The sequence below is a fragment of the Rickettsiella massiliensis 20B genome, assembly GCF_000257395.1.
GTDB classification, from domain to species: domain Bacteria; phylum Pseudomonadota; class Gammaproteobacteria; order Diplorickettsiales; family Diplorickettsiaceae; genus Diplorickettsia; species Diplorickettsia massiliensis.
Window position 1 is genome coordinate 154,837 of sequence record NZ_AJGC01000001.1, and the last position, 22,740, is coordinate 177,576.

The 22,740-nt window shown below is 40.4% G+C and carries 18 protein-coding genes, 1 tRNA gene and 5 pseudogenes; 7 read left to right on the forward strand and 17 right to left on the reverse strand.

Annotated elements, in window-relative coordinates:
• Window positions 1-1,749: a 3'-5' exonuclease gene (locus tag S3O_RS0100950; protein ID WP_010597171.1), complete on the forward strand. Its 1,749-nt coding sequence runs from the start codon at window positions 1-3 to the stop codon at window positions 1,747-1,749.
• A gap of 89 nt (window positions 1,750-1,838) precedes the next feature.
• On the opposite strand, the gene S3O_RS17855 is transcribed toward S3O_RS0100950, so the two are convergent.
• The 3 genes from S3O_RS17855 to S3O_RS0100960 form a co-directional block, all read right to left on the reverse strand.
• Window positions 1,839-2,066, reverse strand: coding sequence for a DedA family protein (locus tag S3O_RS17855; protein ID WP_010597172.1), 228 nt, complete (start codon window positions 2,064-2,066; stop codon window positions 1,839-1,841).
• A gap of 135 nt (window positions 2,067-2,201) precedes the next feature.
• Complete coding sequence (locus tag S3O_RS17660; RefSeq protein ID WP_192805842.1) at window positions 2,202-2,348, reverse strand: hypothetical protein; 147 nt, start codon at window positions 2,346-2,348, stop codon at window positions 2,202-2,204.
• A 161-nt stretch (window positions 2,349-2,509) separates the two neighbouring features.
• Window positions 2,510-3,331 carry a L,D-transpeptidase gene (locus S3O_RS0100960; protein WP_010597173.1) on the reverse strand — a complete coding sequence of 274 codons (822 nt, stop codon included), beginning with the start codon at window positions 3,329-3,331 and terminating at the stop codon, window positions 2,510-2,512.
• A 212-nt stretch (window positions 3,332-3,543) separates the two neighbouring features.
• Between S3O_RS0100960 and S3O_RS19325 the strand changes: the two are divergent.
• Window positions 3,544-3,600, forward strand: a pseudogene (locus S3O_RS19325) (hypothetical protein); the annotation flags it as partial.
• A 52-nt stretch (window positions 3,601-3,652) separates the two neighbouring features.
• Window positions 3,653-4,954 carry an MFS transporter gene (locus tag S3O_RS10355; RefSeq protein WP_268869396.1) on the forward strand — a complete coding sequence of 434 codons (1,302 nt, stop codon included), beginning with the start codon at window positions 3,653-3,655 and terminating at the stop codon, window positions 4,952-4,954.
• A gap of 1,383 nt (window positions 4,955-6,337) precedes the next feature.
• On the opposite strand, the gene cysS is transcribed toward S3O_RS10355, so the two are convergent.
• Together cysS and gltX (S3O_RS0100980) are read right to left on the reverse strand one after the other, a co-directional pair.
• The gene (cysS, locus tag S3O_RS0100975; RefSeq protein WP_010597175.1) at window positions 6,338-7,750 is read right to left on the reverse strand and encodes a cysteine--tRNA ligase; all 1,413 of its coding nucleotides are present in this window, start codon (window positions 7,748-7,750) and stop codon (window positions 6,338-6,340) included.
• Window positions 7,734-9,134, reverse strand: a complete 1,401-nt coding sequence (gene gltX, locus S3O_RS0100980; RefSeq protein WP_010597176.1) for a glutamate--tRNA ligase — start codon at window positions 9,132-9,134, stop codon at window positions 7,734-7,736. The genes cysS and gltX (S3O_RS0100980) overlap by 17 nt, the downstream gene beginning before the upstream one ends.
• 396 nt (window positions 9,135-9,530) lie before the next feature.
• Here gltX (S3O_RS0100980) and S3O_RS0100985 point away from each other — a divergent pair, with 396 nt between their 5' ends.
• The gene (locus tag S3O_RS0100985) at window positions 9,531-10,346 is read left to right on the forward strand and encodes a UDP-2,3-diacylglucosamine diphosphatase (protein WP_029463574.1); all 816 of its coding nucleotides are present in this window, start codon (window positions 9,531-9,533) and stop codon (window positions 10,344-10,346) included.
• Here the strand turns inward: S3O_RS0100985 and S3O_RS0100990 are convergent.
• Entirely contained in the window at window positions 10,329-10,853 is a 525-nt protein-coding gene (locus S3O_RS0100990) for a CvpA family protein (RefSeq protein ID WP_010597178.1), read from the reverse strand. The two genes, S3O_RS0100985 and S3O_RS0100990, sit on opposite strands and share 18 nt — an antisense overlap.
• Before the next feature lie 527 nt (window positions 10,854-11,380).
• Between S3O_RS0100990 and S3O_RS20230 the strand changes: the two genes are divergently transcribed.
• Entirely contained in the window at window positions 11,381-11,569 is a 189-nt protein-coding gene (locus tag S3O_RS20230; RefSeq protein WP_408005649.1) for a nitrilase-related carbon-nitrogen hydrolase, read from the forward strand.
• 409 nt (window positions 11,570-11,978) lie between these two features.
• Here the strand turns inward: S3O_RS20230 and S3O_RS0100995 are convergent.
• From S3O_RS0100995 to S3O_RS0101005, 3 genes and pseudogenes are all read right to left on the reverse strand, one after another.
• Window positions 11,979-12,054, reverse strand: a tRNA-Ala gene (locus S3O_RS0100995).
• Window positions 12,055-12,124: 70 nt separating this feature from the next.
• Window positions 12,125-13,514 (reverse strand): annotated as a pseudogene (gene gltX / locus S3O_RS13030) (glutamate--tRNA ligase).
• A gap of 51 nt (window positions 13,515-13,565) precedes the next feature.
• On the reverse strand, window positions 13,566-14,189 hold the full coding sequence (locus S3O_RS0101005; RefSeq protein ID WP_010597181.1) for an L-threonylcarbamoyladenylate synthase: 624 nt from the start codon (window positions 14,187-14,189) through the stop codon (window positions 13,566-13,568).
• 82 nt (window positions 14,190-14,271) lie between these two features.
• Here S3O_RS0101005 and S3O_RS13035 point away from each other — a divergent pair.
• Both S3O_RS13035 and S3O_RS0101015 read left to right on the forward strand, forming a co-directional pair.
• A pseudogene (locus S3O_RS13035) lies at window positions 14,272-14,810 on the forward strand (septation protein A).
• On the forward strand, window positions 14,807-15,073 hold the full coding sequence (locus tag S3O_RS0101015) for a BolA family protein (RefSeq protein ID WP_010597184.1): 267 nt from the start codon (window positions 14,807-14,809) through the stop codon (window positions 15,071-15,073). The pseudogene S3O_RS13035 and the gene S3O_RS0101015 overlap by 4 nt, the downstream one beginning before the upstream one ends.
• A gap of 77 nt (window positions 15,074-15,150) precedes the next feature.
• Here S3O_RS0101015 and S3O_RS13040 read toward each other — a convergent pair.
• The 8 genes and pseudogenes from S3O_RS13040 to S3O_RS14965 all read right to left on the reverse strand — a co-directional run bounded on the left by S3O_RS13040 (window position 15,151) and on the right by S3O_RS14965 (window position 22,721).
• Window positions 15,151-18,155 (reverse strand): annotated as a pseudogene (locus S3O_RS13040) (type IV secretion protein IcmB).
• A 15-nt stretch (window positions 18,156-18,170) separates the two neighbouring features.
• Window positions 18,171-18,749 (reverse strand): type IVB secretion system protein IcmJDotN, encoded by a 579-nt coding sequence (icmJ, locus tag S3O_RS0101025; RefSeq protein ID WP_029463674.1) that lies wholly within the window; start codon window positions 18,747-18,749, stop codon window positions 18,171-18,173.
• A 24-nt stretch (window positions 18,750-18,773) separates the two neighbouring features.
• Window positions 18,774-19,331: pseudogene (locus S3O_RS19980) on the reverse strand (DUF6750 family protein); the annotation flags it as partial.
• 162 nt (window positions 19,332-19,493) lie between these two features.
• Window positions 19,494-19,904 (reverse strand): hypothetical protein, encoded by a 411-nt coding sequence (locus S3O_RS10380; RefSeq protein WP_010597186.1) that lies wholly within the window; start codon window positions 19,902-19,904, stop codon window positions 19,494-19,496.
• Window positions 19,905-19,955: 51 nt separating this feature from the next.
• Window positions 19,956-20,243, reverse strand: coding sequence for a hypothetical protein (locus tag S3O_RS14955; RefSeq protein WP_010597187.1), 288 nt, complete (start codon window positions 20,241-20,243; stop codon window positions 19,956-19,958).
• A gap of 5 nt (window positions 20,244-20,248) precedes the next feature.
• On the reverse strand, window positions 20,249-20,560 hold the full coding sequence (locus S3O_RS14960) for a hypothetical protein (protein WP_010597188.1): 312 nt from the start codon (window positions 20,558-20,560) through the stop codon (window positions 20,249-20,251).
• Between the two features lie 32 nt (window positions 20,561-20,592).
• Complete coding sequence (locus S3O_RS0101045; RefSeq protein ID WP_010597189.1) at window positions 20,593-21,321, reverse strand: hypothetical protein; 729 nt, start codon at window positions 21,319-21,321, stop codon at window positions 20,593-20,595.
• Between the two features lie 32 nt (window positions 21,322-21,353).
• Window positions 21,354-22,721, reverse strand: coding sequence for a TrbI/VirB10 family protein (locus S3O_RS14965; RefSeq protein ID WP_010597190.1), 1,368 nt, complete (start codon window positions 22,719-22,721; stop codon window positions 21,354-21,356).
• Window positions 22,722-22,740 lie beyond the last annotated feature (19 nt).

Below are 22,740 nucleotides of genomic sequence, written 5' to 3' on the forward strand. Positions count from 1 at the left end.
ATGGTTACGTTGATTCAGAACATTCGGATGCAAGCACCCAACGATTCTATCGCTATTTTAGTACGTGCCCGAACGCATCTTCTTACTTTATTACCGACTTTTAAAAAAGCAGGTATTGCCTATCAAGCGATAGAAATTGAAAGTCTTACTGACAAAGCAGTTATTCAGGACTTAATTTGTCTAACTCGTGCGCTATTTCATCTGGGCGATCGGATCAGTTGGCTCGCTTTATTGCGCGCTCCTTTTTGTGGACTGGATTTACACGATTTATATACGATTACTCACTGTCAAACCGTACGCTCACCGGCTATCTTGTGGGAGCAATTGCTGGCTTTTGAAACTATCCCGCTTCGACAAGCCACTAAACAACGCCTCCAGCGAATTATTCCTTTATTAAAACACGCTTTTATACAAAAAAAACACGCCTTGTCGCTGGCCATGTGGGTCAAACAAACTTGGTTAGCACTGGGAGGTCCCCTCACATTAGATACAAAAGAGGGGTTGATTGCCGTACAAACTTATTTTCAGCATTTAGAAAATAGAGGTGGGAATCATCGTGATGCCAGTGATTTTTCAGAATTAGAAACCGAACTCGCTCAATTAAACTTACCCAGCCTCCCTCCCCAACCAGGCTGTATTGATGTGATGACGATTCATAAAGCGAAAGGATTAGAATACGATCATGTTTTTCTACCCAGCTTACACCGTTCAGGCATACAAGACCGAGAAAAAATTTGGCGTTATGAAGAACGTTTAACGACGACCCACCCCCACTTAATTATTGCCCCCATTAAAGCGAGCGATCAAAAAGCCGACCCAATTTATAATTATCTATTATATGAAGATAAACAAAAAGCGGAATATGAACTGACCCGTCTATTATATGTTGCCAGTACACGTGCGCGAAAAAGTTTCACCTTACTCACCTATCGAGATATCACTAAAACCACAGCGGCCAAGCAAAGTTTATTTGCCCAGTTACTTCCTATACTTAACACGACAAAGCCTCCTACTCAGCTATCGATTATCACAGAAAATAATGATGAGGAACCACCCGCTATGGATGCTTCGGTCCGGAGCTTAAAACGATGTCCTAGTTTCTGGATCAATCCTTACCCGGTATGGGGCAATAATTTATCTGAACATTCTCTACTGTCCTCAAGTCAAGCGGATGAAGATTCAGAATCTGCTTTATTAGGAACCCTGGCGCATCGATTTCTCTATCATCTCAGTCAAGAAGATTTCTCTCACTGGAAACAAGACACATACACCATCACTAAACTCCACTGGTGGCTAAAACAGCTGAATATTCCTGATGAAAAACTAGATAAAATAATTACTTTCTTAAGCAAAACGATTGCAAACGTATTAGATGATCCGCGTGGGCGTTGGTTATTTGATCCCACTCATCGCTTCGCTCGAGCAGAATTTAGTGTGACCGTATCCGAATTTGGACGACTTAAACAGTGGATTATTGACCGCTATTTGATTGATCAGAACGGCACACATTGGATCATTGATTATAAAATCACGACACAACTCATCACAGAACCTGAATGCTTTCTTAAGGAGGCGATGAAGCAACATCGACAACAACTGGAAACGTATGCTAACGCGCTTACTCTCGATCCTAATTTCCCGAAACAAGCTAAAATCTATCTAGGCCTTTATTTCCCCTATCAATCTTTGTGGCATGCTTGGCCATACCGCACCAAGAAAACGCCGCATTGCACAAAAAATGCAGTTTAATAAAAAGGCTTTACTTGAAAATAATGGATTGGAAAACCTTGTTTCTAAGCTTATCGTGACATCAAGCAAGCGACCTGAGAATCTTTCTGTCAAAAGGAAAGATAATGCGTTACTTTTTGTAGCGCCATATTCCAATGACTTGAAAAAAAATATCCTAAAGTCATAAAAACACTTGCCCAAACAATTCCACCTGAATAGGCATAGAGTGCAAATAATCGATATTCTAATTTTAAAGCACCCGCTACATACCCAGTTAAATGACGCACCCCTGGAATAAAAATAACCAATCGATAGAGAAAACTTTCCCATTTTTTCAAACCACTGATGCGCAGCTTGATAACGCTTTTCGGTTAAACCAATGTAGCGTCCCCAACCTTTATGTAAATAGTGTCCGGTTAATCGTCCCAAACCATAACTTCCTGTAATCCCAAAGCATGTTCCTGCATAAGCCATCAAAACACTTGAAACGATAGGTAGTTTCTCCTTTCAGGTATCGGGAGCGCAATAATTCCTAATGCCAACAATACAAAAATGACGATACTACCGTATTGATTAATCCAGGGTAATAGTTGATGAAAATGGGTTGCAATCGAATTCATATTAAATAAAAAATAACAGGGTATAAAAGAAAAAAATTGTAACTAAAACCAAGCGCATTGCAACTTGGCAAAACAACCGATTACGCTATAAAGCACGGCGCAAATAAAAGATAGCCCCTTTATACTTGAGAGGCTATCTACAACGCATCTTAACAATCCGGTTAGTCATCCATTTCATCTACCTCATCGATATCATCCAAATCATACCCCTCCTCTTCTTCTCCATAAGCGTAATGGATCACTTCTTGCGGCATCATCGCTTGTATACGGCGAGTACTCGCCGTATAAGGTAAAACAATCACTTGGGTACCAATGTCCGCAAAATTTTGATTTAACCACTGTGCGTCGTTAGTGAAAAGACGTAAACAACCGTGACTGGCATTAAACCCTGGGACACCACGAAACGATCCATGCATGGCAAATCCACCTTTGAAGAACATACAGTAAGGCATCGGTGCGCCGCCATGCGGTTTAGGAAATTTAGTTGAAAAACATCCGGAACCACGTTTCTCATAGATTTTAAATTGACCACTGGGGGTGTGACAAGGTCGTCCTAAATCTGGACACCAATTTTGTCCACCGGAGCCAGGGCCCCAACGTAATATTTGTCCAGATGCACTGTAAGCCGCCCATGCATTCAAAGTAGGTGAAAAAACGATTGTTTTTTTACCAGATACCGCTCGATAGGTAGGAAATGGTGTATACTCCATCGTGTTTGTGGTGTACGCTTTAGGTACAGCAATCCGTATGCCTGGCCAAAGTGGTGTATTCATGCGGTTAATTCGCATGATTAGGTCACGTCGTGCCGAATTGGGAAATAAATTTTCCCAACTTTCCCCACGACGTATGACGATACAATAAAGCCGGGGGTCGTTACAGAGACTTTGTAATAACCAGCCCCGTGCCGCAAAGCTATCACCATAGATGGCTAAAGAAATGATTACTATCACAAAAAGTACGGTAAAACGCTTGAGTACACGCATAATCTGCTCCTTCCACCTGTCTAGAGGGGCGTTTTTTATTGAAGTAAGGCGTTACTCTCCTTTAAAATATAGTCTATTTTTAGATCAACTAAAGTAAGAAAATGCTCAATTTGTTCAAGAAAAATGCCAAGTGGTGGGCCTTGTTCGCCATGTCAAGCGCCCTCGCCTTGGTCTTTATTGATCAAACGGCCCTCGCTGTGGCGCTCCCAGCCATGCAAAGAGACTTAAATCTAAGCAATAACCTCCTTTCATGGATTGTTAACGGGTATTTATTATCCTTAAGTACCCTTGTCCTCTTTGGGGGTAAGCTTGGAGATAGCTTTGGCCATAAAAAAAATCTTCCTATGGGGACTTCTTATCTTCGTCGTAGCCTCCCTATCCTGCGCTTTAGCCACTTCCGGAATTTGGCTACTGATCGCTCGTGCCATCCAAGGGATTGGAGGAGCGCTAATGATGCCTTCGACGAATGCCCTCGTTGTAAATGCCTTTCCCGAACAGGAACGAGGTAAGGCAATGGGAATCTATGTCGGGTTTGCCGCTATCTTTTTAGCAGTAGGACCTTTATTAGGGGGCGCATTGACTCAGTGGATCAGTTGGCGTGCGGTGTTTTGGATCAATCTGCCGATTGCTTTAGTCAGTCTCTTTTTGACCAAAATGAGTATTCCTAATTGGGAGCGTACAGAACCCTTTAAGATGGATTATCTTGGCTTAATTCTATCAATCGCTTTCATTAGCGGGTTTGTCTTATGTTTTATGCAAGGTTCACATTGGGGATGGTTATCTACTCCCACACTGAGTTTATTCGTTTTTAGTGTGTTGATGTTGGCTTTTTTTGTTTATTGGGAAAAACAAACACCCGCCCCATTGGTCGAAATGACATTATTTAAAAATCCAACCTTTTCGCTGATTACAGCGATCATGTTAATTATTCAAGCGGTGGGTATTTCTTTTATATTTTGGTCTATTTTCTTACAAAATGTATTGCAATATTCATCATTAAAAGCGGGATTACTCTTATTACCCACCATGATTCCTGTCATTTTTATGTCACCGATTGGTGGTCATTTACGTGATCGTTATGGGCCCACCTGGCCAATGTTAAGTGGCTGTACGTTAGTATTATTTAGTTTTCTTTGGATCGGTTTTGCCAGTCGTACAAGTAGTTATGTTTGGCTATTCCCAGGATTATTACTCTATGGTATTGGTATACCCTTGATGCTTTCTGGCTCGATGGCCACTTTAATGAGCACAGTCAGTGATCAACAACGCGCGATTGCCAGCGCTATCCTTAATTGTGCTAGACAGTTAGGTAATTCTATTGGTTTAGCGATATTCTCGGGGCTACTCAGTAGCCTCAATAAATGGCATCTCAATGCTTTTTTAGCGCAAGCTCCTCAGCCGATTGCCAATATACAAGAAAACCAAATTGATGGTTTATTAGCAAAATCACCTGCAGCGTTACAAGTGATAGCACATCTCCCCGCTGACTCAGCCGCTCTGGTAAAAACAGCCGCGCTTGATGCTTATAAACAAGCATTTAGTTCAACGATGTTGATCGCTTCCTTGTTTGTCATTGTCTGTTTTCTGCTTATTTTAAAATTACCGAGAAAATCTTCACCTTAATATTTATTATACATGTTAATAGCAAGCCCTTCTGAAAAATAAGCCAATCTCTATGAAAAAAGAGTCTCTTAAATAGGGGCTCTCTCGATCTTTTTCTATTGTAATTATGGCCTGAAAGATGAAAAAGTATTTCCTTTATTAGAATATTTTAAAAAAGAAGGATTGGTTGATATTAAGTTTAATTTGAAAAAGTCAGTTCAATTTTCCGATGGCATCCATAATAATGAGTGAGAAGGATTAATATTTGCATAAATGGGCAGATTCTCTGTGCCGAGTTTTTTTTCACTATGGGGGACAATATTAATTTCTGAGGTTACTTTTTTAAAGCGCTAAAAATCTATCTCTGCATAAATCGGATCCGATACGACTGAAAATCTTATTAATTTTTTAACAAACTTCTTAAACTTATTATTTTCTTTATTACCCATATAAAATTACCTTATTATTGTAAACTTAATGTATTAATGTATTTTTAAATATAAAATATTAATTAAGTATTAAATCTTAATAATTTATACTTTAAACTAAGAAAGAGAACAATATGCATTGCCTTTACCTAACGATATCAAGCCAGTTTATTACGATAATACGCTTGAGCAAAACAATAAACCGAAGAATGTCGTGATGGTAACTCAGGATGAAATACAACCCCACCTAGACTTCCAAACAAATGAGTACACTACACATAATTTTTTTTCTGCTAGAGAGACTATAGTTTATAGTAAAAATACTCATCGATGTAACTTATGACATAATTGATATGGACTAGTAAAATGTCTTTTATGAGCATTATAAATCTTTGTTAAATCATTGAGAATATTATTAGTTAATAATAATTAATCAAATCTATTTTGATCAATTATCATGTCATTTTCTGAACACATGATAGCTATCAAAGAAAATTAAAAGTCTCAAATTATTATCTATAAGAAAAATCATGTTATCGTTTTATCACCAATCAAAATAATTTAAAATAATTTTTATTATTTTATTTACTTAATTATTAATATCACTAAAAAAAGAGCCTCTTAAATAGAGGCTCCTTCATGTTGCTTTTTTTATTAAGCGGTTATAATGATCGAGGAGAGAGATTAATATGACTTTCATCCTGTAATCTTTTTAATGGGTTATTCTTACTAAAAAAAGCATGTGGCTTAACAGATCTATTTATTATTTCTTCTTCATAAATCTTTTGTTTCTTCGATGGTGTCAGTAATAAGCTACCGGGATCCGAACTCCTAAAAAATAAAGGATAACTATATAACTAAGAAAAATCGTGATAAAGAGATATAAAAACGAGAAAAATTTTTTAGTCGGAATTGCTATGACTTATCAAATAAAAATCAAGCACTTCATTTCAACAAGTGCTTGATTTTGCATGAATTAGAGACGATACCAGTCTGATCCTTGAGGCGTATCTTTTAAAGCAATACCCATTTGCTCTAACTCTTGACGAATCGCATCTGCGGTTTTCCAATCTTTACCCGCGCGTGCTTTTTCTCTGGCTTGAATCAGTGATTCAATTTTCGCTGAGTCTATTTGCTGCACACCGGATTTTAAAAAATCTTTCGGATTTTGCTGCAATATTCCTAACACAGTTGCTTGTTTTTTTAAAACTTGTGCGATTAAGATTGCTTTGTTCGGATCAGTCGCTTTAATACGATGAATTTCATGCGTCATGACAAATAAAACCGCTAACGCTTCAGGAGTGTTAAAATCATCGTCCATAGCAGCCTGAAATGATTCCTCATAAGAAGAGAGTAATGTTGTTAATGAATCCTGGTTTATTTCAGGGTGCCCAGACGCACCTAAATTATCCACTTCAAATAACGTAGTATATAAGCGCTGGAGTGCCGCCTGAGCCAACTGCAAATTTTCTTGTGAATAATGAATCGGGCTTCGATAATGGCTTGCCATTAAAAAATAACGAACGACTTCAGCGGGATATTCCGCTAACATGTCACGTAAAGTAAAAAAATTACCTAATGATTTCGACATTTTTTGACGATTAACTTGTACAAAGCCAACATGAATCCAAGTTTGTACAAACTTTTTATCGGTTGCCGCTTCCGATTGAGCAATTTCATTTTGATGGTGGGGAAAAACCAGATCCAATCCCCCTCCGTGTATATCAAATTGTTCGCCTAATGCCGCCATCGACATTGCAGAACATTCAATATGCCATCCAGGTCGGCCGGGCCCCCAGGGAGATTCCCAACTCGGTTCATTCGGTTTTGCCGCTTTCCAAAGCACAAAATCCAATGGATCCTGTTTGTTGAGCTCAACCGCCACGCGTGAACCATGGCGTAATTTTTCCAAGTCTTGATGTGCGAGCGCACCGTAGGTTTTAAACGTATCGATCGCATAAAAAATATCACGGTTTTCAGCCTGATAAGCCACCCCTTTATCTAATAAAATCTGGATCAATTGAATAATCTCAGCGATAGACTCCGTTGCTTTAGGCTCTTGAGTCGGGGGCATTAAGTTTAATTGCGCAAAATCTTCATGCATCGCTTCTATCATCCGCGTGGTTAATTCGGTGATCGATTCATGATTCTCTTGGGCGCGTTGAATAATTTTATCGTCAATATCGGTAATATTTCGGATATATTTAACACTCAATCCCCTGTTTTTGAGATAACGCACAATCACATCAAAGGCAACGAGCACCCTCGCATGCCCTATGTGACATAAATCATACACCGTCATCCCACACACATAGAGGCTCACTTGACCTGCAATCAATGGTTTAAAGGTTTCTTTTTGCTGGGTTAAGGTATTATAAATTTTTAGCATGCAAAATTCTCGTGCGAAGTGTTTCCGGATCCAGTAATTGATAAATTTTAGCTAACTCAGGACCATCTAAACGCCCAGTGAGCGCAAGACGTAATGGTGCAAAAAGCGCCTTACCTTTTAAATTTAAGCTATTTTGTAGTGTTTGAGTCATCGTTTTAAAGTCTGAACCTTTTTCCAACTCCGCTAAAACGGTTTCCCAATAAGCAGGAATCACCTTTTTTAAGGTCGTTTGTGTGTCTAAATTTAAACTTAAAGACGACGTAAGCAAAATATTCGCCCACACCCCAGCTTCACTCGGAAAAGCCACATTAGAACGGAGTAACTGTATCCACGCAGCCCGCTTTGTGGAAGGAACCGTTTCTATTTGTGCTTCCCCTAACCATTGCGCAAATTGTACCTCACTTAAGGTCGCTAAAGCTTGTTTTTGCCAATAAAGTAACTGTGCTTCATCATAACGGGCGGCAGATTGCCCAAATCGCTTTGTAGAAAATTGTCGGCTAAGTGCCTGTAAATCCATATAGTGAGGATCTTCATAGGTATGCCCTAACCGCGCTAAATAATTTTGTAAGGCGCCCGGTAAATAACCTTGTTCACGCAGGGCTTTGACACTAAAACTACCTTCTCGTTTAGATAAAGGCACTCCGTTGGCTTCGCCCACAATTAAAGACATATGCCCATAGGTCGGAACAGCCAACCCGAGTGCATTGAGAATCATAATTTGTCGTGGTGTATTAGTAAGATGGTCTTCCCCTCGTAACACATGGCTAACCCCCATCAAAGCATCATCAATCGCATTACAAAAGAAAAAAGCCGCCGTTCCATCACTCCTTTGGAGAATAAAATCACCAATTTCATTACTTAAAAAACTTTGCTCACCTTTCACCAGATCCGTAAAACAAATAGTTTGGTGACTTGGAACCCGAAAACGCAGCGTAGAGGCTTGCCCCTGTTTGTCCTTTTCAGCGATCTGCTCAGCACTTAAATGACGGCAAACACCCGTATAACGCGGGGGCTTACCTTGAGATAATTGACGTTTACGCATTAAAACCAAAGTTTGGTCGCTACAGAAACAGCGATAAGCTTGCCCACTATCGAGGAGTTGCTGATAGTATTTTGCGTAAATAGCCGATCGTTGAGACTGCTGATAAGGCCCTCGACCCCCTTCATGGCCAGGCCCTTCATCCCAGGCTAAACCGAGCCATAATAGATCTTCCTGCAGTTGCTTGGACAACGCTTCGCTCGAACGTGTTGCATCAGTATCTTCAATCCTAAGTAAAAAATGGCCCTGATCAACAGATTGTGCGAGTAAATAATTAAAGAGCGCGGTGCGCACATTTCCTAAGTGAATATAGCCAGTCGGGCTAGGGGCAAAACGAGTTTTCATAATTTTTCAAAAATTTTAGGAGTCAAAGTCAGTAAACGACTGCCATTATGCAAGCAGGCGTTCATCTTTTAAAGCCTTTTTATAAAAAATGCAGAACAACCGCGGCTTGCAAAGAGAAAGTAATACAAAAATAGCCTACTTAAAGGCTGCATAAGAATAAACGCAATCCCATGTGGACTGATATCCGTCTCTTTGTCTAAAAATAAAGTATTGAGGGTACATTTTACAACAAGAGGATCAAAATAACGCTCTACAGAGATAAACTGTGTTTTTAATGTTATGGGTTTACGCGCTCAAAAAGATCCCCTATCCTTCTTTATAAGGAAGGTGCTTTTATTTTGCTCCAAAAGTCGGTTAAATACTTTGATTCATTTTGTCCCAGCTCAAGTTATTTCCATGCCAACGACATTCTTTATTTCAGACTTACATTTAAGCTCCAATCAACCTACACTGACTCGTCTTTTCTTCTATTTTTTACAACACTGGGCGCCCCAAGCGGAAGCCCTATATATTCTTGGTGATCTATTTGAGATATGGATTGGTGATGAGGAGAAAACACCGCTTTCTAAACAAGTACAACAAAGTCTTCATCAATTAACACAGCAGGGTCTCAAAATTTATTTCATGCCAGGTAATCGAGATTTTCTAGTCGGAAAAACGTTTCTTAACGAAGCAGGTTGTCAATATTTAGCCGATCCGAACCAAATTGACCTCTATGGTGTACCCACATTATTAACCCATGGTGATCAACTCTGTACCCAAGATAAGCTTTACCAACGTTTTCGCTCTATGGTCCGCTCTCCACTCACACAACGTTTATTTTTAGCACTACCACTGTCAACTCGCCGCCGAATTGCAACCTATTTACGCGACAGCTCAACGTCCAGCGCTTTAGAACACGACTTCACTGACCAACATACACCATCGGTTAAACAGGATAAATTTGATGTAGTTCTCACTGAGGTATTGACGTCTTTAGAACAAAATAAAGCACAAGTCTTAATCCATGGTCATACCCATCAACCAGCCATCCAACTCTTACGCAGATCCGCTACAAAGCCAAGTCAAGCACCCTCTACGGATTCTAATGAATCGCTTTCTCCAGCCAATCACTCTTTTAAAAAACGTTTTGTCTTAAGTGATTGGCGGGCCGATCAGGGGAATGTTTTAGTGGTTACACCAAAAGAATCAAAGTTAATCTATTTTCCCTAAAGGGTTGTCTTCCAACGTCAAATGATCATGAACTGATTCAGGTAGAAAAGAACGTAGCCACTGCTCAAGAGGTTGAAAATGCGGTACTAATATAGATTCTTTCCAGGTCGTTTCTTTGGAAAAAGGTGTCAAGGACACTAACATCATCAGTAATACAACCACTAAGACACCGCGCGCCAAACCAAAAACAATACCTAAAATTCGATCCGTACCACTTAATCCTGTATTGGATACCAACTGGCCAATTAGATAATTAATCAGCATACCCAGAATTAGAGTTGCCAAAAATAAACCCACAAAACTGACTACGACACGAATCGTATCCGAGTGGATTACATTGACGAGCAAGCTAGCTAAATAGCGGTAAAAAATGAAACTGACTAAGATAGCTGCCGCCCAAACGACCAAGGAAATCACTTCTCGTACAAAACCACGCATTACACTAATCAGTACCGAAAGCGCAATAATTGCAATGAAGGTATAGTCGATCCAATTAAATGTAGACATAACAAAAAACCTTATCCAATGATAATCACCATGCCTAAGCTTAGGCTAATAACGCATTGAGTGGTACTTTTCTTCCAATAAGAGGACCTATCACGTTTAGCAAAGCAATCAAGCATTGACTGACAATAAAGTACTTTATGGTACCCCCTCAAGCGTCAGGCAACAAGCCGAAAAAATATCTATTAAGTTAACACTTAATATCAAATAACGTTTTCTTCATAAATTAAGTTTCAATTTACAAATGCTAATTCTCAATATCCGATGACAGGTATACATATTACAGTGACTGAAAGTGAAGGTTGAGCTGCCTATAGAATGGAGAAAATATCATATGAATTTAAAAAAATTATTCATTTTATCTTATAAAAGTGTATGCAGATAAAATTTTATGTTTTTTTATCGCCAATAAAAATGTAGATAAAGTACCAATAATTTATTTAGTAGCATTTTATAAGGTCTTGAATAGTAATGGATAAAATAACTGAAAAAATTATTCATTACTTCTGGCCTTCTCTCAGTAAATAGTAATTGATGCATGCCAGGAAGGTAGCCATACAAATGGGCGTAACACTTATAGGCATAGCTTAATTGTTGATCCCTGGGGGTCTATTCTTGCAGAATATAAGGAACCCGGTTCTGGTATTGTCTATGCAGAAGTTGATCTTGATAAATTGCACCAAATTAGAAAAATGATTCCTATCAAGGTATATCAATAATTATTTCAAAATAAATTGTTAGTTCTACACGTACTTCGATGTTTAAATAACTGCGACTTCAAACGTTCAATAGCTGTTTGGCTAGCAAAAAAATTTGATATAAAATTGAGCTGATATTTTTTTGAGAGATTAAGCTGCATTACTTAATCGTTCCCGTTTTAAAAAATTACTCATTTAAGGAAATGACTTACAAGCACCTTTGACTGGATCGCATAATAACAGATGGGATGACTGTAGAAACGTATCTACATAAGACTCTATAAAAATGTCTATCAGAAGATATTAGCTATGCAGCCACACCTTATACGCGATTGACTCTACTACGAGTGAATCAGCCGCTAGCTCCCGCAAAAGTCCCGCAAGGGAATTTTCGGAATTGTGTAAAAGTGGTATAAGTGTTTGATTTAACTGGTGGAGCTAAGCGGGATCGAACCGCTGACCTCTTGCATGCCATGCAAGCGCTCTCCCAGCTGAGCTATAGCCCCAAAAAAGATGGGGGCCATTTTAACGAGTAAAAGACCTGAGCACAAGAGCATGAACCGTTTTCTATTTTGCTCAAGTAGCTTGCTGTATAAGAAATTGATTGATCTGTTCAATAACTCGATTTTTACCAAGAAGATACAAGGTCGTATTAATCGGCAAAGCAACCCCTGGCCCCATAGTCATAGCACGCAGTGGCTGTGCTAATTGACCAAATTTTAGAGAAAAATGTTGGGCAGTCTCTTTTAGCGCGGCATGGATCCCTTCTTCACTCCAAGGATCCAAGGCTAGAAACTGTGTATTGAGCTTCGTTAGCGGTAAGGTCAAGATTTCTTTATCCAACCCTTGAACCGGCTCAGGTTTTTCATAAAAAAACGACTTTTTCCGCCATTTCGGTAATTGTTTTTACGCGTTCGCGTTGTAAAAGGATAATGTCTTTTAAATCTGGCAAGTGCGGTGCTTCAATATCAATACCCTGATCCAGCAGCTTTTCCGCTAAAAGCGGCACCAATTGTTGTGGGTCGATTGACTTTAGATAATGTTGATTTAACCAATCTAATTTCTCAGGGTTGATTGCCGCCGGTGCTTTATTTAGATGGTCTAAATCAAACAGTGCGATCATTTCTTGCAGTGAAAAGAGTTCTTGATCGCCGTGTGACCAACCGAGCCGAACTAAATAATTCAACAATGCTTGTGGAAGATAACCCGCTTCACGGTACGCCAATATATTCGCGGCGCCTTGACGTTTAGAAAGTTTTTTACCGTCTTCTCCCAATATCATCGGAAGATGGGCATAATGTGGAATCGGTGCGCCCAAAGCCTGTAACAAATTGATTTGCCGTGGCGTATTATTTAAATGATCATCCCCTCGAATGACATGGCTAATTTGCATATCCACATCATCAATCACGACACTAAAATTATACGTCGGCATCCCATCGCTGCGCGCTAAAATTAAATCATCTAATTCGGCATTTTGAAACACAACACGGCCATGCACCTGATCGTCTACCACGACTTCGCCATCCATCGGATTACGAAAACGAATCACATACGGCTGATCAAGCGGTGGATGATTGGTTTTATCACGACAATGACCATCATAACGTGGTTTTTGATGCTGTTGCAGTTGTGTGGCACGTAAATTAGATAGTCGCTCTTTAGAGCAATCGCACCGATAGGCTTTCCCTTCCGTAAGCCATTGTTCTAAAATCGCTTGATAACGTGATAAACGCTGTGTCTGGAAATAAGGCCCCTCATCCGGTGTTAAACCGAGCCATGTCAACCCATCCAAAATGACTTGGGTGGCCTGTTGGGTCGAACGTTCTGTATCGGTATCTTCAATCCGGAGGATAAACTGACCGTGATGTTTTTTAGCGTAAAGCCAAGCATAAAGCGCAGTTCGGACTCCGCCAATATGAAGATAACCCGTGGGACTCGGGGCAAATCGGGTACGAACTTTCATAGTCTCTCTTCGTTTTTATCAATAATATTCACTAATGAGCGCATCCCCCCTTTACTTAAACGGGGTGATATCACCTTTACCTTCACGAATAATCTTCGGGTAACCCTCGACCAGGTCAATAATGGTCGTTAAGTCCAGACCACTTGACCCACCATCAATAATTAAATCTACCCGACGGCCTAGCATATCATGTATTGCCTCGGGTTCTAACAAGGGTAACTCCGCTCCGGGCAAAATCAATGTACTCGTAACAAGCGGTACTTCTAACATTTCAAGTAAATCATGGAGAATAATATGATCGGGAATACGAATACCGATTACTTTTTTTTGATTCATCTGTGCCAAGTATTTTGGAATTTGTTTGGTTGCAGGTAATAAGAAAGTATAAGGTCCTGGTGTATACGCTTTGAGCAAACGAAACGTTGAATCATCCAATTGTGCGTAATGCGCAACTTCGGCAATATCACGGCAAACCACGGTCAGAGGATGTTTCGAGTTTAATTGTCGAATTTGGCGTAAACGCTGGATTCCCTCTTTATTTGTCAATTGACAGCCGAGTGCATACGCTGAATCGGTTGGATAGACCGCTAAGGCCCCTTTCATTAATTGCTGTGCAACCTGCCGGAGCAAATGGAGTTGCGGATTACGTGGATGAATTTTAAAGACTTGGCTCACAAAAAACTCGTTTACTCAACTAGGAGACTAAAGAATAGTGTTATATACTGTGAAAGTGAGTATCTCCACCGATTGAATTACAATGCGTTTACTTTTCGACTTCTTACCGATTGTTGTCTTTTTTGCCGTTTATAAATTTTTGGGCATTTACTTCGCAACACTCGCTGCGATTGTGATTAACTTAGGTCAAGTTATTCTCTATTGGTTCAAACATCGAACACTTTCTAGTATACAACTTATCAGTTTGATTCTCATCCTCTTATTAGGCGGGAGTACGTTACTGTTTCATAATGAGTTGTTCATCAAGTGGAAACCCACTGTTTTCTACTGGGTCTTGGCGTTAACTGCTTTGGCTAGCCAATTCATTGGTAAAAAACCATTAATTCAGCGCTTACTCGAAACAAATATCACTTTGCCATGCCCGATTTGGTTTTCCTTGAATCGAAATTGGGTTATTTTTTTCTACTGATGGGTGGACTGAATTTATGGGTTGCCTATTCTTTTAACACCAATACTTGGGTGAACTTTAAGCTTTTTGGTTTGCTTGGCATTACATTTATCTTTATTATCATTCAAGCAATCTATCTCGGTCGTTATATTGAATCGGATCAAAAAACATGAACAATTCTTACAAAAATAAAGCCGCCCTCCTCCGTACAAAACTCGAACAATCCTTGGTTCCTACTACTTTAGAGATTATTGACGAAGGTGAGCAACACCGTGGACATGCTGAAGAAGGTGCAGGTCATTTTAAAATTCAGATCGCCTCGCCCCTCTTTGCAAATAAATCATTAGTCGAATGCCATCGCCTCATTTACAAAGCACTGGGAACAACGATTGGAACCGATATTCATGCCTTGCGCATCGAGATTGTGGAATCATAATAATTTATATTATCATAATAAAGTTTGCGGTGTCGCCCACCCACTACACCGCTTCTCTGGAAAAGAAAGACGCTCTCCTAAACAACAAAAGACTGAAAGTTTGGATCTTTCGTATAGGCAGTTAGAATTTCTTCTGCAATTTGCTCAACTAATCCTTGTCGAGCATCTTCCGTAATTAAACCCTGTTCTTCTTTGAGATTGGCTAAACGTTTTTCTAAGAGTTTCTTAATTGAACCATTGGGAAATAACCGTGCCAAAACACGACGTGCTTCAGTTGGGCCCAAATGATGATAGAGACGATTTCGCAAGTTTGCGTCTTCTACGGTGGTACTAAATGCCCACAATTCGATGGGCCCTAGCGTTAAGGTTAATAATTGGGTATTCATTCCTTCTTTGGTTGCAAACTGCGCTAGGAACGTCGCACCACTTTCACGCGGTCCATGAACACGAGTCCGCAAGGCAATTTTAGCCGTGGGTGAAAGTCCAAATATTCGGATTTTTCGATTGATTGCGCTGGACCCGCATCCATAATGTAAATAGAGGTCGCAAACTCAACCATAACCGGATCAAAGTCGTCCACAGACTGGGATAATAAAGCAATTTGGATGTTCCATTTACGTCCTTCACGCATATCAACAATCACTTGATCACGTACCGATTGTGCCTTAGCAGTACGATGAAACTCATCAAAAATAATTCGTTTTGGATCTTCCATTAACTCAGCAATACGCCGCCGATGATAGTTATGATAAGTCTTGGGCATATCGGAAAGATGTTCTTCACTTAAATAATAATGGCGCGCTAACACATAGCGTGCCAACATATACATCGCTGCCGTTTGTCTATCCGCCGCTTCACCACCACTTTTTGCGACTTCATCTAAATCTAAAGCAACAATCCGGGCATCACCTAAATCAAAACGCGTCACGCGGGATAAAATTGGATATTCGCGAATGGCACTCGAAATCATTCGGGCAAACGCATTAATTAAACTTTCGCCAGTGGGTGCAGTAATTTTACCGTAAAGATCTTCAATAATCGGATTTCGACAAATAGATGCCGTATCCGCTAACAAAGGCATTGCATAGCGTTGTGCTAATGTGGCTTGATGAGTCAAGCCCGCTACAAATAATGCATCCGTCACTTCCCACCACGTGGTATGCATATCTGAAGTAAAGTGAATTTCTTGGAGCGCTTCATCCAACTGACGTTCAATACCCGGTGTATAAGGATAAGGTTTTTCAGTATCCGATAAACTTTTGTATAACTCGTCAATGACTAACCCAACCATATCTGGAATGCCATCGTAGGGCTTACTAGCCCCTAGAGGGGTCGCCAGCAATGTCAAAAAGTTCACTAAAAAACTACGCTCTTGCGGCGTTGGATAACGCGCACCAAGCTGCGTATCAAAAGGATTAATTGAGTAATCAGCCGTCATCCGTAATCGGTGATACGCCACAAGATGACGTTGCTCCACAGAGAGTGCTTCACGAAGTAAAGAAATTAAACCGCTACTTGAAGGACCAATATCAATAATCGCAATCCGCGGCAACCGTTGTAAACCACCCGCTAAACATAACGCTAAATTTAAGGTATTGGAAAGCACGGATTTACCGGATCCGGGTCGCGCATAGATCAAATCAATCCAGGTAGTTTGTTGACTGGATCCCGGTTGAAAGGGCCACGGCTTACCATCGGGCGTTCTAAATAACTGTGCGCCCCCTTTCCAAGGCGAAGCAGGACGTGTAATCGGTAACATATAGACGACTTGGGAAAAAGGCAAAATCGTGGGTGTTGCCACACTTTGCGCAGAAACCCCTAAGAAAGTTGAAGCTAACCCCGCAAACGGATCGCATCACAAGAACCCCATCCTTCAATCGCTTTCGCTAATTCCGCGGCACGGGTTCGTAATAAACCACGCTGTCCTTCTGGTGCCCAAGTACAAGCTGCCACGCGTAAACGGACCACGGCATCATCCGTATTAATTGCAATATAATTTAATAAATTATTTGCGTCACTTAACAAACGATTTTGCGCTGAAGAAAAACTAAGAATTGACGCCAATACCGATTTTAATTTAATTGTTTTTAGGGCATCACTTTCTATAAAAAAAGATATCCGCCAGGGAATCTGTGCCGCAAGGGTACGTTGGAGCAAGCTATTAAACGCTTTCACTTCTTTCGGAAGTAAATCGATAAACACACACGCATAAATGAAATCACCCAAACGTACAGTTCGCAAATCAAGATTTTCTGCATCACGCGGTAAAATTTGCCGCGCCAGCGAGGGCCATAAAATATCGGATAAGGTATGATGGTGGCTGTGAGTATATTCTTTTAAAAGGAATCTTATCGCCGGGTAAAACGGCACGCCAAGCTTTATCTGTAAAAGTAGGATCGGTAATCGAACGAATGGCATGTACGGCATCGTGCACTTCAAGTAAATCCGCCGCAATCTGGAGACTTTCTAAATCATTCATCACAGAACGAACAAACGCATCGTGTGTATCGCGTAATTCAACCATTGCGGCAATAACATTCTGTGTTAAACGAAAAGGCGGGACTTTTTTCTCACGGATCCACTTCAGTTTATCTCGAGTTGCTCGTTGAAACTGCTCGCTGGTCAAGTTACTCGGTCTTGTCCATAAAACAAAATAAACACTTTCATCGGCACAGTGCTTAGCAAGGTGATTGATTCGTTCTTTAAATAAATCGTCTAATTCTAAATTTAAACGACGACTCGTTTGCTGTCCCGGCGCTAACATATCTTGGATAAGATCAGAAACCGCTTGTTTATCGTAGTGAAATAATACTTGCACCGCATGCCCGGCACGAGACAGGGCAGTTTGGAGACTTAAAGTCAGCCCCTCATGTAAACGCTCAAATTCGGTATTCCCAATTAATTGGGTCACCCCTGAAATTTTAATGAGGGAAATCAATGACCCATCATGCGCAACCAAAACCGTTGGACTGTCCGCTGTCTCAAGATCACAATAAGACTCGGTTGTTTGCTGTAGCGAACTACTCAGCCAAGCTAAGAAAGTATCAACTCCCTCTAAAAATGAATATAATATTTTAGACATAGTGTTTGCTTTCTCTTAGGCGCTTGGCACCTCTGAATAATAAGTAAAGGCGGCACGGGAAGGTAACAATCGTACTGCAGAAAACATCTTTTTCTGCAAAATAGATTTATCCATAAGTTCAACTAATGATTGACCAAAAACAGCTGGATTTTGTAAACCCTCACCCCATTCATCTTCAATCACTTGACAACGCAAACGAAGATGTCGATAGGCATCCTGTGCCGTTTCTTTATATTCACTCTCGCCCATAGAACTAAACAAAACATGGCAAAAAGCATTTAATTGATTTTGTGTTAACTCGGGAAGATAAATCAGCGTCCCGCCTCCATATCCGCCCGATCCAATGACTTCAAGAAAGAAACACTGTGTACAAAATTCACAAGCGGTCACAAGATTGTTTATCGTATTATTCAAATAGTTTTGATCACGATTGATAATTTCTAAACCTTTCTTCGGAGCCATCCCACAAAATTGACAGGTAGATTGATCGCGCTGCAATACTTTCTCGCGAAAAGATAAAAATTTTGGATCCATTTTGCGTCGCACAAAATGCGGCCAACCTTCCGGATTTACGTTTAAGTCAATCGGATACATTTTATTTCTAACGTCTAATCCTGTTGTCCCATAAATGCCCGCTGCGCCACTGGTATCGCCAAAAATGGTTTGGCCTGCAATCGAAAAAATATTCGGTAGAAAAATCAATGCCGAACCCACAAACAATAAAGCAATCGGGGTTCCAATCGGAATTTGGGTCGGATTATCTTTATGTGCCTTAAACTTCATCATCGAAGCCATCACAAATCCCATTCCCGCCATATAAGCGCCGGCGGTAATGAGTTTAGAAAGCCCATAAAATGAATAAGTAATGTTCTCTGCCATCTGACCAAGCGATTTGACTTCCGCTTGACTGGCTACAGTATAAACTGAACAAATAAACACGGTTATAAAGGTGATTATTTTTTTTTGTACTCTAGCTATTTTATTAAACAAAAAAAGCCGAGTACTTCTAAATAAACCTTCTTTTTTAACACAAAATTCAACATAGAATAATTGAAACAAATTCAAACTTGCTAAACTGTTTTGCAACAGAAAAACTTTTTCGAACAAAATGCGACTCAACGTTCTTGTTTTAGCACATTGTGCAAAGACATATTCTGGAGTTCGGAAGTTTTTCATGAAATAAGACGTTTCCTTATTTTCTATAATACACACAATCAGTATTTGTTATTTTAATCATCCTAAACTTTAAACCATACAAATAGTGGGGTTTTATTTAATAAGCCCCACTATTTATTCCATATCGCTTGAAACAAAATAAACTTAATGATTCAAAGCAATTTATGTACCTAAGCCGGTTACACCATGAATTCCACCCGCTCCGGATGTATCACCAAAAATAGTATTTCCAGCAATACCAAAGATATTGGGTAAGAAAATTAATGCCGCGCCAATAAATAATAGAGCAATCGGTGTTCCAATCGGAATTTGGGTTGGATTATCTTTATGGGCTTTAAATTTCAGCATCGAAGCCATGGTAAAGCCAATTCCTGCCATATAAGCACCGGCGGTAATCAATTTAGAAAGGCCTTCAAATGATCCCGTTAATTTAGTTGCTATTTTACCTAGGTCATCACCTTTTTCGGCAAAACATAGGCCGCTATAAAATAAAGGCAGTAACAAAAAAAAGCATTTTGCTTTCCAACGTGCTCCGGCATAAGCCAATTTTTTCCTAAATTTTTTATCGATCATGTCAATCTCCAAAGTTAAACGACTAAATCTAGTCATTTTAAATACGATTTATCATTTATTTATATTAATTTGAAGAAAATTACTCGTGTGTCTTGTGCCCTCAATATTGATGGCCAACAATCCGGCAATAATATGTGTTACTGCCTTGCCAAATGTACTTCGTCCATTGGGGTTAGACGAATGAGCCAAATGAACCCAACCCCGTATAAAAGAAATAGTACCGATTAATTGGATAAAGCGCAAAACTGCCGCCGACGCCAAGGGGCTCCAAATCCCACCTGAGGGCTGATAGCCCATTGGATCGGTGACGCTGGTCGTTGCAAAAGTCGATAACAGCATACTTTTTAAGGCTGTTGGTGCATACAGAAGCGCCGCACCCGCAAAAAAAGTAGCATCGTCGCTTTAAAGTTAGTTTGTACCGACATCATTGTTCGTAAATCACCATACACTTTTAGCTGATAAACACCACGAAAAATAAAAGCAATGCCGATCATATATGCGCTCGCTGTAATTAAACGATAAAACGAGGGAAATTCCCCGTTTAATCGAGTCAGCATGGTTTCTACCTTTGGAAATTTACCCCCTGTACAGCCGGCTAATAACAAAAAAATCAGGAAAACACCGATTACCTTTGTTGTGTTTTTTAAATTCAGCATGGCGTTACCTCTGGCAACAACCCCCAACCGTCTCAACGATCGTCCGGGCTATAGCCAATCGTCGCTCCTGAGCTTAATGTAATTAGGCCTTGTTCAGGATTAATCGATTCAATCGAACCATACCCAGCTAATGAATCGCCGAGCCCTAAGGTTAACGTGGTTCCAGAAGGGGTAGTCAACCATACCCGACCTGGAATAATCGCACGTACATAATAAATAGGCTTAGGGACTTCTTTTTTAATTATTTTCTCTTTTACAGGAGGTGGCGTCGCTTTTTTGAGTAAAAGTGCTTGCCGTGCTTGCAAGGTTTGCATTTCATCACCCATTTGCGCCAGTTGATTATGCAAGTTACTTAAACTTGATTGAATATCCGACAACTGCGTCGTTAACGAATTTAAAGTAGATTGTAACGCAACTTGACCTTGTGTAAGTTTTTTAACCTCATTTTGCGGAGGTTCTACTGGTTTGGCTTGTGGCACCAATGTGGTTAAGTGCGATTTATTTTGAGCTGCTGCAACTTCTTTAACCAAGGCTTCTCGTTTGGCTTCTAAAACATGAAACACTTTACTGAGCAGTTGGTAGGTCAAATAAATCAGAAAAACTAGTAAGAAACCAAATAAGATATGGCGGCGATTAATCCGCTCAAAAATAGAAGCTGAAGCCTTTGATTCAGTTCCGGTTGCAAAATGATCCTCAGAACCACTCTCAGGAAGCCGATACTCATCCGCATGGGTTGTTGCATTATAGTTTTTATTATCCATTATCGCCTCATCGTGTCAAAATCATAAAAAAGTTATTTTTCGGGTAGTGCTGGTAAATCTGAAATGAAAAGAATGCCTATCGGTGTTCCTGAATAAACATGAACGGTGGGTGGCGTATTAAAAACACGTCCTAAAGCAGACGCATACTGGGTTCCAACCTGGCCTAATCCGATAAAAATACGTTCTCTTGGATTATAGTCAATCGGCTTATTATTAAAATTAAACAATGAATTACTGTAATTTAAGAAAGATTGCCCGTAACCTTGAATAAATGCCGAAGCAAATAAAGTACCATAACGCAACCAATAATGGTTATCTGTTTTACTGGATAACGCTGTACGGGCAGTATTACTATCGATGGCAACTGTATTAATCGCGATACTCTGCGAAACCTTCGGTAAAGTCATCGTATTGAAGGACAGTAATACGCGTTGCCCCTGATTAGTCAATGTGCCAATTAAACGAGCCCCCTTAAATTTACCTTCGACAATTTTAGCAAGCACCGGGCCCGGCTCATCCGTATTGACCGCCGTTAACAAGACCGCATACATGATCGAACCTGCTTTTACCGCTGAGGGTGCCGTCGCCGAATCAGAATCAACATTCCCAGACAAACGGCTTCCTGTTGCCGAGGAATTTGATGTCACGGGCATACCCACAACATACTGCTGTAAAGGAGAAGTCCAAGATGCAAAGAGCTGCCCCGCCTGAGTTGACATTGCGGCTTGCATTTGTTGTTTGAGCTGCTCCGCTTTTTGAGCAGACAGTTGTTGTTGCTGTCTATCTAAAATAGCCTGTAACTGGGGATTTGTTTGCTTTGCTTCATCGGAAGGTTCTAAACGAACCTTACTTCCTCCTGAAGACGTGAAAGAACTATCTAAATCCTCTGCGGGGTTATTTGAATTCGTTTCGGTTTTTACAGAAGGCGGTGGTGTAATACTACCGATAATTTGACCTTGTCGATTACGCGCATTGCCCGCTGCATCGACGGTCGCAATACGTTGTCCTTGGCTATTTCGTATAATGCCTTGATTTCCCGCTGTGCCTATCAGATGGCCTTTCCGGTTCCCTGGAGAAGCCGCACCGACTTTACCCAGCCATTCATGATGCGAGCCATAGAGATTTCCATCGGAATCCAGAGTGCCTATCACTTCACCTTGATCATTACGAACTTTTCCGTCTTCTCCTACGGTTCCAATAAGGTGGCCTTGATCATCATATACAGGTGAACCCGGAACAGGGCTCCGCGTTAATTGCCCAGCAATCACTCCATTACGTAAATAAGCACGCCCTAAAATACGCCCATCCGCTGCTTTAACCACACCGTCTGCACCGACATGACCTATCTTCTGACCTGAAGCATCTACGACATCGCCATTCGGTAAAACCCGCCCTAACAAACGACCCTGTGCATCGTAA

Bases quoted from the DNA above. Each gene is read 5' to 3' on its own strand.
- S3O_RS0100950 (WP_010597171.1), top strand. From the start codon at position 1: ATGGTTACGTTGATTCAGAACATTCGGATGCAAGCACCCAACGATTCT.
- S3O_RS17660 (WP_192805842.1), bottom strand. From the start codon at position 2,348: ATGAATTCGATTGCAACCCATTTTCATCAACTATTACCCTGGATTAAT.
- S3O_RS0100960 (WP_010597173.1), bottom strand. From the start codon at position 3,331: ATGCGTGTACTCAAGCGTTTTACCGTACTTTTTGTGATAGTAATCATT.
- cysS (WP_010597175.1), bottom strand. From the start codon at position 7,750: ATGCTAAAAATTTATAATACCTTAACCCAGCAAAAAGAAACCTTTAAA.
- gltX (WP_010597176.1), bottom strand. From the start codon at position 9,134: ATGAAAACTCGTTTTGCCCCTAGCCCGACTGGCTATATTCACTTAGGA.
- S3O_RS0100985 (WP_029463574.1), top strand. From the start codon at position 9,531: ATGCCAACGACATTCTTTATTTCAGACTTACATTTAAGCTCCAATCAA.
- S3O_RS0100990 (WP_010597178.1), bottom strand. From the start codon at position 10,853: ATGTCTACATTTAATTGGATCGACTATACCTTCATTGCAATTATTGCG.
- S3O_RS0101015 (WP_010597184.1), top strand. From the start codon at position 14,807: ATGAACAATTCTTACAAAAATAAAGCCGCCCTCCTCCGTACAAAACTC.
- icmJ (WP_029463674.1), bottom strand. From the start codon at position 18,749: ATGTATCCGATTGACTTAAACGTAAATCCGGAAGGTTGGCCGCATTTT.
- S3O_RS10380 (WP_010597186.1), bottom strand. From the start codon at position 19,904: ATGATCGATAAAAAATTTAGGAAAAAATTGGCTTATGCCGGAGCACGT.
- S3O_RS14955 (WP_010597187.1), bottom strand. From the start codon at position 20,243: ATGCTGTTATCGACTTTTGCAACGACCAGCGTCACCGATCCAATGGGC.
- S3O_RS14960 (WP_010597188.1), bottom strand. From the start codon at position 20,560: ATGCTGAATTTAAAAAACACAACAAAGGTAATCGGTGTTTTCCTGATT.
- S3O_RS0101045 (WP_010597189.1), bottom strand. From the start codon at position 21,321: ATGGATAATAAAAACTATAATGCAACAACCCATGCGGATGAGTATCGG.